Origin of the sequence: Bradyrhizobium sp. CCBAU 65884 (assembly GCF_028128835.1) — a bacterium.
Classification (GTDB): Bacteria; Pseudomonadota; Alphaproteobacteria; order Rhizobiales; family Xanthobacteraceae; genus Bradyrhizobium; species Bradyrhizobium ottawaense.
In genome coordinates this window covers 21,514-34,957 of record NZ_LBJU01000110.1, presented here as the reverse complement: position 1 = coordinate 34,957, position 13,444 = coordinate 21,514, and the positions used below count along the sequence as shown (strand labels likewise).

The 13,444-nt window shown below is 65.3% G+C and carries 11 protein-coding genes; 8 read left to right on the top strand and 3 right to left on the bottom strand.

Features of this window, described 5'->3' with window-relative positions; genetic code table 11:
- The first annotated feature begins 116 nt into the window (after window positions 1-116).
- From XI03_RS14015 to soxA, 7 genes are read left to right on the top strand one after another with little or no spacing between them, the layout of a single operon-like run.
- Window positions 117-566 (top strand): (2Fe-2S)-binding protein, encoded by a 450-nt coding sequence (locus XI03_RS14015; RefSeq protein WP_028135089.1) that lies wholly within the window; start codon window positions 117-119, stop codon window positions 564-566.
- Window positions 567-578: 12 nt separating this feature from the next.
- On the top strand, window positions 579-2,765 hold the full coding sequence (locus XI03_RS14010) for a xanthine dehydrogenase family protein molybdopterin-binding subunit (RefSeq protein WP_271592455.1): 2,187 nt from the start codon (window positions 579-581) through the stop codon (window positions 2,763-2,765).
- Between the two features lie 52 nt (window positions 2,766-2,817).
- Window positions 2,818-4,089, top strand: a complete 1,272-nt coding sequence (locus XI03_RS14005) for an NAD(P)/FAD-dependent oxidoreductase (RefSeq protein ID WP_271592454.1) — start codon at window positions 2,818-2,820, stop codon at window positions 4,087-4,089.
- Complete coding sequence (soxX, locus tag XI03_RS14000) at window positions 4,082-4,534, top strand: sulfur oxidation c-type cytochrome SoxX (RefSeq protein WP_271592453.1); 453 nt, start codon at window positions 4,082-4,084, stop codon at window positions 4,532-4,534. The genes XI03_RS14005 and soxX overlap by 8 nt, the downstream gene beginning before the upstream one ends.
- A gap of 8 nt (window positions 4,535-4,542) precedes the next feature.
- Window positions 4,543-5,010, top strand: a complete 468-nt coding sequence (locus tag XI03_RS13995; protein WP_028143118.1) for a SoxY-related AACIE arm protein — start codon at window positions 4,543-4,545, stop codon at window positions 5,008-5,010.
- Complete coding sequence (gene soxZ, locus XI03_RS13990; protein ID WP_212429097.1) at window positions 5,010-5,327, top strand: thiosulfate oxidation carrier complex protein SoxZ; 318 nt, start codon at window positions 5,010-5,012, stop codon at window positions 5,325-5,327. Before XI03_RS13995 ends, soxZ begins: the two co-directional genes overlap by 1 nt.
- Window positions 5,324-6,103, top strand: coding sequence for a sulfur oxidation c-type cytochrome SoxA (soxA, locus tag XI03_RS13985; protein ID WP_271592452.1), 780 nt, complete (start codon window positions 5,324-5,326; stop codon window positions 6,101-6,103). Before soxZ ends, soxA begins: the two co-directional genes overlap by 4 nt.
- 52 nt (window positions 6,104-6,155) lie before the next feature.
- On the opposite strand, the gene XI03_RS13980 is transcribed toward soxA, so the two are convergent.
- The 3 genes from XI03_RS13980 to XI03_RS13970 all read right to left on the bottom strand — a co-directional run bounded on the left by XI03_RS13980 (window position 6,156) and on the right by XI03_RS13970 (window position 9,795).
- Window positions 6,156-7,823, bottom strand: a complete 1,668-nt coding sequence (locus XI03_RS13980) for a regulator (RefSeq protein WP_271592451.1) — start codon at window positions 7,821-7,823, stop codon at window positions 6,156-6,158.
- A gap of 10 nt (window positions 7,824-7,833) precedes the next feature.
- Window positions 7,834-8,532, bottom strand: a complete 699-nt coding sequence (locus XI03_RS13975) for a cysteine hydrolase family protein (protein ID WP_271592450.1) — start codon at window positions 8,530-8,532, stop codon at window positions 7,834-7,836.
- Between the two features lie 309 nt (window positions 8,533-8,841).
- On the bottom strand, window positions 8,842-9,795 hold the full coding sequence (locus XI03_RS13970) for a hypothetical protein (protein WP_271592449.1): 954 nt from the start codon (window positions 9,793-9,795) through the stop codon (window positions 8,842-8,844).
- A gap of 165 nt (window positions 9,796-9,960) precedes the next feature.
- Between XI03_RS13970 and XI03_RS13965 the strand changes: the two genes are divergently transcribed.
- Window positions 9,961-13,437, top strand: a complete 3,477-nt coding sequence (locus XI03_RS13965) for an indolepyruvate ferredoxin oxidoreductase family protein (RefSeq protein WP_271592448.1) — start codon at window positions 9,961-9,963, stop codon at window positions 13,435-13,437.
- The last annotated feature ends 7 nt before the right edge of the window (window positions 13,438-13,444 follow it).

Genomic DNA, 13,444 nt, shown 5'->3' with positions numbered 1-13,444 from the left:
GGCGGCGTAATTCTTCGCATTTGACCCCTCGGACTGTTGATTTGAACAGTTCCAGTTTGCCGGACACATTGCGCCCCTGAGTTCAATCGGTGGATTGGGCCAATCAGGGGACTGCGATGGCAAACCTAACAATCAACGGAAAAACCTTCACACTCGACGTCGAGCCGGATACGCCGCTGCTCTGGGCGATTCGCGAGAATGCCGGCCTGACGGGCACCAAATATGGTTGCGGCATTGCACAATGCGGCGCCTGTACCGTGCACATCGAAGGCGTCGCCACCCGCTCCTGCGGCGTCTCGGTCAGCGAAGCCGAGGGCAAGAAGATCACCACCATCGAGGGGCTCGCCTCCGGGGATACGCTGCACAAGGTACAGGAGGCCTGGATCGCCCAGGACGTGCCGCAATGCGGCTATTGCCAGAGCGGCATGATCATGGCGGTGGCGGCGCTGCTGAACGAGAAGCCGAAGCCCACCGACGCCGATATCGACGAGGCAATCACCAATATCTGCCGCTGCGGCACCTTCCAGCAGGTGCGCGAAGCGATCCACACGATCGCAAGCGCGTAAGGAAATCCCCACATGAATAAGCATATCTCGCCGCGGCTCAACCGCCGCGCCTTCGTCATCGGCAGCGCCACGCTCGGCGCCGGCCTTGCCATCGGCCTCGACCTCCCCTTCGGCGGGCCCGCCGTGGTCCGTGCGGCCGACGGCTCGCCCGAGATCGGCGCCTGGGTCGTGGTCAGGCCCGACGACACCGTCGTGATCCGCATCGCCCGCTCGGAGATGGGCCAGGGCTCGCTCACCGGTCTCGCCCAGCTCGTCGCCGAGGAGCTCGAATGCGACTGGACCAAGGTCACGACCGAATATCCGACACCCGGCCAGAGCGTTGCCCGCAAGCGTGTCTGGGGCGATTTCTCGACCGGCGGCAGCCGCGGCATCCGCTCCTCGCAGGACTATGTCCGCAAGGGCGGCGCCACCGCGCGCGTGATGCTGATCCAGGCCGCCGCCGACGCATGGAAGGTGCCGGCCTCCGAATGCGCGGCCGCGAACAGCGTCATCACCCATACGCCATCGGGCAAGACCACGACCTACGGCAAGGTCGCTGAAGCCGCCGCCAAGCTGACGCCGCCGGCGGACGTCAAGCTGAAGGATCCGAAGGACTGGAAGCTGATCGGCAAGGGTGTGAAGCGGCTCGACACCGTCGACAAGACCACCGGCGCCATGATCTACGGCGCCGACACCAAGCTGCCGGGCATGCTGAATGCCGCGATCAAGGATTGCCCGGTGTTCGGCGGCAAGCTGAAGAGCTTTGACGAAGCCAAGATCGCCAGCATGAAAGGCGTCAAGAAAGTCGTCAAGGTCGGCGATACCGCGGTCGCGGTCGTTGCCGACACCTGGTGGCACGCCAAGACCGCGCTGGAGGCGTTGCCGATCGTCTGGGACGAGGGCGACAACGCAAAAGTCTCCAGCGAGTCGATTGCGAAGTGGCTGGCCGAAGGCCTCAACAACGACCAGCCGGCCTATGTCGGCAACAAGAACGGCGACGCCAAGGCGGCGATTGCGAGTGCGGCAAAGAAGGTCGAGGCCGTCTACTCCTATCCCTACCAGAACCACGCCACGATGGAGCCGATGAACGCCACCGCGCTCTACACGGCGGACAAATGCGAGGTCTGGTGCGGCACGCAGAATGGCGAGGCGGCGTTCGCAGCGGTGCTGGAGGCTTCCGGCCTGCCGGCCGACAAGTGCGACGTGCACAAGGTGATGTTAGGGGGCGGTTTCGGCCGGCGCGGCCAGACCGACTATGTCCGCCAGGCCGTCATGGTCGCCAAGCAGATGCCGGGCACGCCGATCAAGCTGCTGTGGTCGCGCGAAGAGGACATGGCGCACGGCCGCTATCACCCGATCACCCAGTGCAAGATGACCGGCGCGTTCGACGCCAACAACAACCTGGTCGCGCTGCACTACCGCCTGTCCGGGCAGTCCATCCTGTTCTCGCTGCGCCCCGAAGCGCTGCAGAACGGCATGGATCCGGCGGCATTCCAGGGCGTCGCCCAATCCGGCGAGGCAGCGTTTGGCTATTCGGTGCCCAACCTGCTGGTCGAGCACGCGATGCGCAACCCGCACGTTCCGCCCGGCTTCTGGCGCGGCGTCAACGTCAATCACAACGCGATCTACATGGAATGCTTCATGGACGAGCTGGCCCAGGCCGCAGGCCAGGACCCGCTCGAATTCCGCCGCAAGCTGATGGGCAACCATCCCAAGCATCTGGCGGTGCTCAATGCGGTTGCCGAAAAGATCGGCTGGAGCACACCCGCGCCGCAGGGCGTTTATCGCGGCATCGCCCAGGTCATGGGCTATGGCAGCTATGTCGCCGGCGCCGCCGAGATCTCGGTGACCGACGGCAGCAAGATCAAGGTGCATCGCATCGTCGCCTCCACCGACCCCGGCTACGTCGTCAATCCGGCGCAGGTCGAGCGGCAGATCGCGGGCTCCTTCGTCTATGGCCTCTCCGCGCTGTTCTACGGCGGCTGCACCGTCAAGGACGGCAAGATCGAGCAAACCAACTTCGACACCTACAACTCGATGCGCATCAACGAGATGCCGAAGGTGGAATCGGTGATGGTGCCGAGCGGCGGGTTCTGGGGCGGTGTCGGCGAGCCGACCATCGGCGTCGCCGCGCCGGCGGTGCTCAATGCGTACTTCGCCGCGACCGGCAAGCGCATCCGCTCGGTGCCGCTGCGGGACCAGAACATCACCTTCGCCTAAGAGCAGCCGCGGCGGCCCTATCGACCGCCGCGGCATTTTGCGGACAAAATTCATGAATGCGCCCGTGACACGGCGGAATGCCGTTCTCGGCATCACCGCCGCGGCCACATCGTTCGCCGTCCCCTCCATCCTGCGCGCGCAATCGGCAGGCCGCATCGTCGTGATCGGCGGCGGCTTTGGCGGCGCGGCCTGCGCGCGGGCGCTCAAACGCGCGCAGGCGGGCTTGCAGGTGACGCTGATCGAGCCGAACAAGACCTTCACGTCGTGCCCCTTCAGCAACGAGGTGATCGCCGGCCTGCGCGAGATCGAAGCGCAGCAGTTCGGCTATGACAGGCTCGCCGCCGAGGGCATCACCGTCGCCGCTCAGGCCGCTACGGCCGTCGACGCGCAAAAGCGCAGCGTGACGGCCGCCGATGGCGCCACGTTTGCTTATGACCGCCTCGTCATTTCGCCCGGCATCGACTTCCACTTCGAAGCCCTGCCCGGCTATGACGACGCTGCATCGGAGAAAATACCGCACGCCTGGAAGGCCGGCGTGCAAACGCTGTTGCTGCGCAGGCAGTTGGAGGCAATGGCTGACGGCGGCACCGTCGCCATTGCAATCCCGGCCAATCCCTCGCGCTGCCCGCCCGCACCTTACGAGCGTGCCAGCCTGATCGCGCATTATCTGAAGACGAACAAGCCACGCTCAAAAGTGCTGGTGCTCGACGCCAAGGACGGTTTCTCCCAGCAGCGGCTGTTCGAGAAGGCGTGGAAGGAGCTCTACGGCGACATGATCGAGCGCGTCGCGCTGTCGCAAGGCGGCCGCGTGACCTCGGTCGATCCTGCAACCAGGACCATCATCACGGAGTTCGGCAACTACACGCCCGATGTCGCCAACGTCATCCCGCCGCAGCGCGCGGGTCGTATTGCCGCGATCGCGGGCGCTACGGATGCGACCGGCTGGTGCCCGATCGACCCCGTGACCTTCGAGTCGAAGCTCGTCAAGAACATCCACGTCATCGGCGACGCCTGTCTCGGCGGCGGCATCCCCAAATCGGCCTCGGCCGCAAGCGGGCAAGGCAAGGCTTGCGCCGCTGCCATCGTCGCTTTGCTCGCGGGCCGCGCGCCGGAAATGCCGCGGCTGACAGGCGTCTGCTACAATACCGTGGCACCTGGTTACGGCTTCTCCCTCGCCGGCAACTACCAGCCGAAAGGCGACATCTTCGCCGAGGTCGAAGGCGGCGCGACGAGCCCGGTCGATGCCCCGCGCGAATTGCGCGCCCGCGAGGCGACCGAAGCCGAGCGCTGGTTTCAAACCATCACGGCGGACACCTTTGGCTAAATCCTCCGTCCATGGCGTGGCGCTGATCGCCGCCAGTCTCGCCTTCGTCAGCGTTGCGCGCGCAGACGAACTCGCCTCCTACAAGGTAGCCGGCGACGGCATAGTGGAATCGCTCACGGGCACGCCAGGCAATGCCGTGCGCGGCCGCGCGCTGGTGCTGGCGCGCACCACGACCTGCATCCTCTGCCATTCCGGTCCCTTCCCGGAAACGCGGTTCCAGGGCGATCTCGCACCTGACCTCACAGGTGCCGGGAACCGCTGGTCGGTGAGCCAGTTGCGGCTTCGGCTGGTCGATGCGGCCCGCTTCAACCCGGTGACCATCATGCCGTCCTATTATCGCATTGACGGCTTCGTGCGGGTCGGGCGCAACTTCACCGGCAAGCCGATATTGTCGGCGGCGGAGATCGAGGACATCGTGGCTTTTCTTGCAACGCTTCGCGACTAGGACTGTTCATGCCAACCACGCGACGACAATTCTTGAGCCTCGCCGGAGGCGTCACTGCCGCCGGCACGATCCCGATCGTCACCCTGCGTCCGCTTCACGCGACCCCAGCGATGCTCAATACCGCGATCCGCAACGTCGTCGGCGAAGCGCCGATTCGCACCGGCAGGGTGAAGCTCGACATTCCGCCGCTGGTCGAGAACGGCAACACCGTGCCGATGATGGTGAGCGTTGCAAGCCCGATGACCGCTGACGACCACGTCAAGAGCATCCACATCTTCAACGAGAAGAACCCGCAGCCGAACATCGGCAATTTCTATCTCGGCCCCTCCTGCGGCCGCGCCCAGGTCGCGACCCGCATCCGCCTCGCAGACACCCAGAAGGTGGTTGCGATCGCGCGCCTGTCCGACGACACGTTCTGGCAGGTCGCCGTCGACGTGGTCGTGACGCTGGCCGCCTGCACCGAGGAGATGAACTGATGGCCGCGCTCATCAACGTTCCCGCGAAGGCCAAGCGCGGCGACGTCATCGAGATCCGCACGCTGACCTCGCACATCATGGAGACGGGCTTCCGCCACACCGTGGACGGCAAGCTGGTGCCGCGCGACATCATCACGAGCTTCACCTGCCGCTACAATGGCGCCGAGGTCTTTCGCGCCGACCTGTTTCCGGCGATCGCAGCCAATCCTTATCTGTCGTTCTTCACGGTCGCCAGGGAAAGCGGCAAGTTCGAATTCGAATGGATCGGCGACAACGGCTATTCGTCCACTGCGTCGGCGTCGATCACTGTCGAATGAGCGTTTGGCACGCGATAGCAGCAGCGGCCTTGTTCGCCGCGGCCCCAGCCCTGCTCGCCGGTGAAATCCCGCCCGATGCGCGCCGGTCCGGCTACTCGTTCATGGGCCCGGACACGCGCTCCATGCAGGATGACGACACCTCCAATCCTGGCATGCTATTCGTGCTCGACGGCGAACAGCTCTGGACGAAGAAGTCCGGCAGCGCGGAGAAAGCCTGCGCGGATTGCCATGGCGATGCGCACAGCAGCATGAAGGGCGTCGCTGCGCGCTATCCGGCCATCGACAAGACGCTCAGTCGCCCCGTCACGCTCGACCAGCGCATCAATCTCTGCCGCGCCAATCATCAGCAGGCGTCGCCACTGCCTTACGAGAGCCGCGACCTCCTGGCGCTGTCCGCCTTCGTTGCCCATCAATCGCGCGGTGTCGCGATCACCGCCGGCGACGATCCGCAAGCAAAGCCCTTCGTGGCGCAAGGCCGCGACCTCTTCATGCAGCGGGAGGGCCAACTCAACCTCGCCTGCACCAATTGCCACGACGACAATTTCGACAAGCGCCTTGCGGGCGCGCCGATCACGCAAGGACAGCCGACCGGCTATCCGCTCTACCGCCTCGAATGGCAAACGCTGGGATCGCTGGAGCGGCGGCTGCGCAGCTGCATGAGCGGCGTCCGCGCCCAGGCCTATGATTACGGCTCGCCCGAGCTGGTCGCGCTCGAGCTTTATCTGATGTCGCGGGCGCGCGGCTTGCCGATGGAAACGCCGGCCGTGCGGCCCTGAAACAAAAGCGGCCGGCATAGGCCGGCCGCCTTACGGAAGTCCGCGCCGTTACCTACTCCGCCGGCGCGGCCGACATCTCCGGATGCGCGGCATAGTGTTCGCTGGCGCCGAGCTTGCCGGCCGCGAACAGGCCGGCGGCCATCGCAGCGTAGGCCAGCGCGACAGCGGGCGTGACACCGAATCCACCGCCAATGCCGACGGCCTCGCCATGCATGAAGCCGAAATAGGTCAGGACCGCACCGACCAGCGCGAAGCCTGATGCCTTCTCGAAGTCGCGCTCGATGATGAAGACGCCGATCGCGCCCAGGATGAGGCCGCCGAGGATGGAGCCGCCGCCCATGACTTCGAGCCCGTGGTAGAACACGCCCTGCTGCGGCAACGCTGCGATCGCGGCAGCCTTCACCGCGTCCGCCTTGTCGGCGGCCATGCCGCCGACGGTTGCCGCCGCATTCATGGTCGAGCCGAGCATCGTGTCGATCTGCAGCTTGGCCCAGGCGGCCAGATGCGGCGTCAGCGCCAGCACGATCGCGGGGGCGTGCTTGACCGGCGTGGTCTGGAACGCCTGCGCGCCGATCAGCATGCCGATATAGAGCAGGATGGGCGAGATCGCGACCACGGGCACCAGCGCCAGCAGCACCGAGATGATGCCGAACCAGGCCAGCACGATCACCATGATGCCGGTTGCCGCGGAGTAACCGATGCGGCCGCCCATCGCCTTCCAGCCGGGATGGCCGATATAGACGGCGTTGATGAAGGGATTGCCCATCAGGCAACCGATCAGGCTGACGACGCCGTCGGCCGTGAGCACCCGCGTGGTCGGATATTCGTCGCCGGCGGCTTCCGCGCTCTCGACATTGTCCATGGCTTCGACGAGGTCGTAGATGCCGAACGGAATGGCGGTGACGAGGATGATGCCAAGGAATTCGAAGCCGGAAAAGACGTAGCCTACGGCGGGGAGCGGCACCGAGAAGCCGAAATTGGCAAAGGCATCGCCGACACCCTTGACGCTTAGTCCACCGAGACCGAGCCCGAACAGGTTCGAGCCCCATGCGATGATCATGCCGACGGCAATCGCGACAAGACCGGCGGGAATACCGCGCGGATATTTCACGCCGCCGAACCAACTCACCAAGATGATGGCGAAGCAGACGAGGCCGATCTGCGGCGTCATGTACATTTCCAGCGCCGGACGCATCGAGATGAAGGTGACGGAGACGCCGGCGAGCGTGCCGAGCAGCGCCGCGCGCGGCGTGATCTTGCGGATGAACGGCGCGATGAAGCCGCCGATCATGAGGATGAAGCTTTGGAAGAACACCCAGACCAAGCCCGCCGACCAGCCCTTGAGCGGGTCGCCGGTTTTCAGCGTGATCGGCAGCATGATCACGAAGGTGACGATGAACATGTGCGGCACGCTGACGCCCGAGGGCAACGCGCAGACGTCGTTGCGGCCGGTCTTCTGTGCCAGACGATAGGCGAGGTAGGCGTAGTAGAAGGTCGAGAGGCACATCATCAGCCCGAGCGCGGGGAGGATGCGGCCGAACACCAGACTATCAGGCATCTTCAGGACGAAGCGCAACAGGCCCGTGAGCACCAGCATGTTGACGAGGATGTTGGTGCCGAAGCCGAAAAACGCATTCCAGTCGCCCGATGTCCATAGTGCCGGCTTGAAAGCGGACTTGTTCAGATCAGAACTGCCGGCCGTCCCCGTCAATGTGCTCATGATGTCACCCCTATGTGGTCGAAACGTTCATTGCCTCCAGGATCGCGGCCGAGGTTGCGACCCAGCCGAAGATGCCGCCCTGGGCCTTGATCATCTTCAGGCCCATCTCGTGAAACTCGGGGAAGTAGGACGCGCAGCCGTCCGACATGACGACGCAGCGGTAGCCGCGGTCATTGGCCTCGCGCACCGTGGTGTTGACGCACACTTCGGTGGTGACGCCGCACACCAGCAGATTCTCGATGCCGTATTTCTCCAGCACGTCGCCAAGCTCGGTGGCGTAGAACGCGCCCTTGCCGGGCTTGTCGATCACGATCTCGCTGTCGAGCGGGTAGAGCTCAGGAATGATGTCGTGGCCCGCTTCGCCGCGGATGAGGATGCGGCCCATCGGGCCGGGATCGCCAATGCGCAGGCTCGGCGCGCCGCGCTCGACTTTCGCCGGCGGCGCGTCGGAGAGATCGGGCAGATGGCCCTCGCGGGTGTGGATCACCAGCATGCCGGTGTCCCGCGCCGCCGTCAGCACCGCGCCGATCGGCTTCACCGCGCGCGCGAGCTGGCTGACGTCGTTGCCGAGCGTCTCGCCAAAGCCGCCGGGCTCCATGAAGTCGCGCTGCATGTCGATGATGAGAAGCGCGGTGCTCGGCCAGTCGAGCTTGATCGGCTCGGGCTCGGCGTTGATGACGCCCAATGTCGGCTTGCTCGAGTCCAGCATGACGCCCGCCCCTCGCGAGAACTCTCTTTGCCGGAGTTCTGCAAGCGCCGTGCCATTGTGTACAATTGCGATGGCGCGCCGGACGCGAGGGAATTCGTTGTGTGGTCAGAAGGTTACGTCGGCGATCGGCGTCTGCATATTCCCTGTGCGACGGCTTCGCGGCGGGCATTTGCCTAGAGGATGGGCGGCCTCCGCCCTCATTCCGGGGCGACGCGAAGCGTCGAGCCCGGAATCCACTGGGCGGCAGTACGCGAGGCGAGATGGATTCCGGACTCGCGCTACGCGCGCTCGGGAATGACAGGAGTGGCGCTACCGTCCCGCCCCATACAGCTGCCGATACTCTTCCTCGTACGGCGCATAGGAGTCCTTCATCGTCGCCATGTTCAGCAGCATGGTGGCCACCATCGTGCCCGCCGTGTCGAACACGCGCGTCCTGACCCAGGCGCTTTCGGTGCGGCGGCTGCCGGAGAGCGCGACTACCTCGCGCTCGACTTCGTAGTCCTCGTCGACGAAGAGCGGGCCCTTGATCAGACGGATCTCCTGATCGGCGAACAGGCCGACGGCCGGGCCCCTGGCCGGGAGCGGATCGTCCTTCGAGCGATACTGGAACAGCACGCTCAGCATCTCTATCGGGATGATCGGTCTGCCCCAGGGGTTGTCGACGCCCGAATAGTACGGCGAGTTTTCGGTGATGACGGCGAGCTTCTGCCGCAGCGAGAAGGGATAAAGGTCGCCCATGGTTTGATCAAACGCCATGCGGACCGTCTGCCGCTTGCCGGTCTGTGCCACCTTGACGTCGCGCAGGATGACGGGATCGGCGAGCGGCTTGAGCTCGGCGAGGCGCGCCTCCAGCGCGGTCGCGGCGTGCGGTTCGCCGACGGAGGCCGTGCCGCGCAGCACCTCCGTGCCATCGCGCTTGACCATTTGAATCTGGCACTGGCTCGTCCCGGGCAGTGGCTTCGACAGGATCGCTTGCACCTCCTCACCCTCATAGCAGACGCTGCGATAATGCGCGGACAGGCAGCCGGTCTCGAACCAGACGCGTCCCCACAGCTGCGCGCCGAGCGGGGCGAACTGGCTGAAATGCGTCGGGCCCTCGATGGTACCGCCCTTGAAGCCGAGCTTCTGCGCGGTGGCGTCGTCGTGAATGGACGCGTGCGCGTCGTAGGTTTGCGCTTGCAGCATCTGACGCGGCTGGCGCCACGGCCCGATCAGGGCCTCAGCCGTCGCTGTGATCTCGGTGTCGAATGCCTTTGCAGCCATGATGTTCTCCACTGGAAGCCATGACTAGCAGGAGCGCCACGGATGCGGCCAGCGATATTGACTTCGCCGGCCCATGCTCTTGACTGCGAGCTTCCGCTTCGCAAGGCCGCAAATCTCCCGCGGCGCAAAATCCCTCGCCGGACCAGGACAACAAGGATCCCCGACATGACGCTGTTGCAGGTCGAGCTGGACGACAAATACCGGCTCGAATCGAAGCGGATCTTCCTGTCCGGTACACAGGCTCTGGTTCGCTTGCCGATGTTGCAGCGCGAACGCGACCGGCTCCAGGGTCTCAACACCGGCGGATTCATCTCCGGCTATCGCGGCTCCCCGCTCGGCATGTACGACCACGCGTTGTGGCGCGCGAAGTCGCACCTCCAACAGCACGACATCGCCTTCGTCCCTGGCCTGAACGAGGATCTGGCTGCAACCGCGGTCTGGGGCAGCCAGCAGGTCGGGCTGTTTCCCGGCGCCAAGGTCGATGGCGTGTTCGGCATCTGGTACGGCAAGGGCCCCGGCGTCGATCGCTCGGTCGATGCGCTCAAGCACGCCAATGCGGCCGGCACGTCACTCAATGGCGGAGTGCTCGCGCTGGCCGGCGACGACCATGGCTGCCAGTCCTCGACGCTGGCGCATCAGAGCGAGCAGGTGTTCGCGGCGGCGCTGATCCCCGTAATCAATCCGGCGACGCTGCAGGATTATCTCGATCTCGGTCTCTATGGGTTCGCGCTGTCGCGCTTCTCCGGCTGCTGGGTCGGCTTCAAGGCGATCAGCGAGACCGTGGAAAGCTCGGCGTCGATCGACAGCGACCCTGAACGCATCAGGATCGTGCTGCCCGACGATTTCGAGATGCCACCCGGCGGCCTCAACATCCGCTGGCCCGATCCGCCGCTGGAGGCGGAGCGGCGCCTGTTCGGCCCGAAAATGGCCGCAGTGCAGGCCTTCGCGCGCGCCAACCAGCTCGACCGCATCGTGCTCGAATCAAAGCCGGCGCGGCTCGGCATCGTCGCGACCGGCAAGGCCTATCTCGATCTGCGCCAGGCGCTGGCTGATCTCGGCATCACCGACAAGGACGCGCAGGATCTGGGCCTTCGCATCTACAAGGTCGCGCTGACCTGGCCGCTGGAGGAGAGCGGCGCCAAGCGTTTCGCCGAGGGTCTGCAAGACGTGCTCGTGGTCGAGGAGAAGCGCGGATTCATCGAAGACCAGCTGATGCGCATCCTCTACAATATCGATGCGTCCAGACGCCCGACCGTCACTGGAAAACGCGACGAGCGCGGCGCGCCACTGCTGCCGAGCGAAGGCGAACTGACGCCGACCATCGTCGCGGGCGCGCTGGTGGCACGGCTGCGCAAGCTCGGCCATCACAGCCCGGTGCTGGAGCAGCGGCTCGCGCGGCTGGAGGCCTTCGACAATCCGGTCACCGCCAACACGCAGATCAAGCTCGCGCGCACGCCGTTCTTCTGCTCAGGCTGCCCGCACAACACCTCGACGCGCGTGCCCGAAGGCAGCCGCGCCATGGCCGGCATCGGCTGCCACGGCATGGCCCTGAGCATGCCGACCCGCCGCACCGATCTGATCTCGCATATGGGCGCCGAGGGCGTGAACTGGATCGGGCAATCGCCCTTCACCAGCGAGAAGCACATCTTCCAGAATCTCGGCGACGGCACCTACACCCATTCCGGGCTTCTCGCCCTTCGCGCCGCCTCCGCCGCCGGCATCAACATCACCTACAAGATCCTCTACAACGACGCCGTCGCGATGACCGGCGGCCAGCCCGCCGAAGGCGCCTTTAATGTCGCGCAGATCGCGCATCAGGTCTGGGCCGAGGGCGTCAAGCGCCTGGCGATCGTCTCGGACGATCCGGGCAAGTACCCGCAAGGAAACTACTTCCCGCAAGGCGCGACCATCCACCATCGCCGCGAACTCGATGCCGTGCAGCGCGACCTGCGCGACATCAAGGGTCTCACGGTCATCATCTACGACCAGACCTGCGCGGCGGAAAAGCGCCGCCGCCGCAAGCGCGGGCTCTATCCCGATCCCGCCAAGCGCGCCTTCATCAATGAGCTGGTCTGCGAAGGCTGCGGCGACTGTTCGCAGGCCTCCAACTGCGTCTCGGTGCAACCGCTCGAGACCGAGTTCGGCCGCAAGCGCCAGATCGACCAGTCGAACTGCAACAAGGACTTTTCCTGCGTCGAGGGTTTCTGCCCAAGTTTCGTGACCGTCCATGGCGGTTCGCTCAAGCGCATGAAGACTTCGGCCGTCGATTCAGGCCAGCTCTTCGCCGACCTGCCGCTGCCGCCCGCACGCGAGCTGGACGCGCCCTACAACATCCTCGTCACCGGCATCGGCGGCACCGGCGTCATCACCATCGGCGCGCTGCTCGGCATGGCCGCCCATGTCGACGGCCGCGGCTGCTCGGCGCTCGACTTCACCGGCCTGTCGCAAAAGAACGGTGCCGTGATGAGCCATGTCCGCATCGCACGGAGGCCGGAGGATATCTCCGCGGTCCGCATCACCACGGGCGGCGCCGACGTGATCCTCGGCTGCGACATGATCGTCTCGGCCGGCCCCACCGCGCTCAGCCGCGCCGAACGCGGCGTGACCAAAGCCTATATCAACGCCGATCTGCAGCCGACCGCGAGCTTCGTGCAAAATCCCGATCTCGACTTCGAGATGGGCACGATGCAGACGGTGCTGCGCGACGCCGTCGGAGACAAGAACCTCGATATCATCGATGCCACCGGCATTGCCGCCGCGCTGTTGGGCGACAGCATCGCGACCAACCCCTTCATGCTCGGCTTTGCCTTCCAGAAGGGCGCGATCCCGCTGTCGCTCGAAGCACTGCTGCGCGCCATCGAAATCAACGGCGCCGCGATCGAGATGAACAAGCTCGCCTTCACCTGGGGGCGCCTGGCCGCCCACGACATGTCGCGGGTGCGCAGCGTGCTCCAGTTCAAGAGCCGTGCATCCGCGCCCGTGAAGTCGCTCAACGACATCATCGCCACCCGCGCGGCGTTCTTGACCAGCTATCAGGACAAAGCCTATGCCGGCCGCTACCTCGCGGCTGTTGCCAAGGTGCGCCAAGCCGAGAGTGCGGCTTCGCCAGCGTCAACCGAGCTGACCGAGGCCGTCGCGAAAAACCTGTTCAAGCTGATGTCCTACAAGGATGAGTACGAGGTCGCGCGGCTCTACACCGACGGCAGCTTTGCTAACAAGCTGTCCGAAAAATTCGACGGCGACTTCACCCTGAAATACCATCTGGCGCCGCCGATCTTCGCGAAGCGCGACAAGACGACAGGCCGGCTGCAGAAGCAGGAGTTCGGCGGCTGGATGATCCATGCCTTCCGCGTTCTCGCCAAGCTGAAATTCCTGCGTGGCAGCGCGCTCGATCCGTTCGGCCGCACCGAGGAGCGCCGGACCGAGCGGAAGTTGATGGCGGATTATCTGGCGATGATCGATCAGCGGATCGCCGGGCTGAAGGCGGAGCAACTCCCGCTGCTGGCGCGCCTCGCCCGCGTGCCGGAGACGATCCGCGGCTTCGGTCATGTCAAGGAGGCCAATATCAAGCTGGCAGCGGCCGAGACGGCGCGGCTGGAGGCGGAGCTGGAGAACAGCCGTTTTGCGGCGGCGGCGGAGTAGCGGTGAG

Excerpts from the sequence above, each read along its gene's own strand:
- XI03_RS14015 (WP_028135089.1), top strand. The coding sequence starts at position 117 with ATGGCAAACCTAACAATCAACGGAAAAACCTTCACACTCGACGTCGAG.
- XI03_RS14010 (WP_271592455.1), top strand. The coding sequence starts at position 579 with ATGAATAAGCATATCTCGCCGCGGCTCAACCGCCGCGCCTTCGTCATC.
- XI03_RS14005 (WP_271592454.1), top strand. The coding sequence starts at position 2,818 with ATGAATGCGCCCGTGACACGGCGGAATGCCGTTCTCGGCATCACCGCC.
- XI03_RS13995 (WP_028143118.1), top strand. The coding sequence starts at position 4,543 with ATGCCAACCACGCGACGACAATTCTTGAGCCTCGCCGGAGGCGTCACT.
- soxZ (WP_212429097.1), top strand. The coding sequence starts at position 5,010 with ATGGCCGCGCTCATCAACGTTCCCGCGAAGGCCAAGCGCGGCGACGTC.
- soxA (WP_271592452.1), top strand. The coding sequence starts at position 5,324 with ATGAGCGTTTGGCACGCGATAGCAGCAGCGGCCTTGTTCGCCGCGGCC.
- XI03_RS13980 (WP_271592451.1), bottom strand. The coding sequence starts at position 7,823 with ATGAGCACATTGACGGGGACGGCCGGCAGTTCTGATCTGAACAAGTCC.
- XI03_RS13975 (WP_271592450.1), bottom strand. The coding sequence starts at position 8,532 with ATGCTGGACTCGAGCAAGCCGACATTGGGCGTCATCAACGCCGAGCCC.
- XI03_RS13970 (WP_271592449.1), bottom strand. The coding sequence starts at position 9,795 with ATGGCTGCAAAGGCATTCGACACCGAGATCACAGCGACGGCTGAGGCC.
- XI03_RS13965 (WP_271592448.1), top strand. The coding sequence starts at position 9,961 with ATGACGCTGTTGCAGGTCGAGCTGGACGACAAATACCGGCTCGAATCG.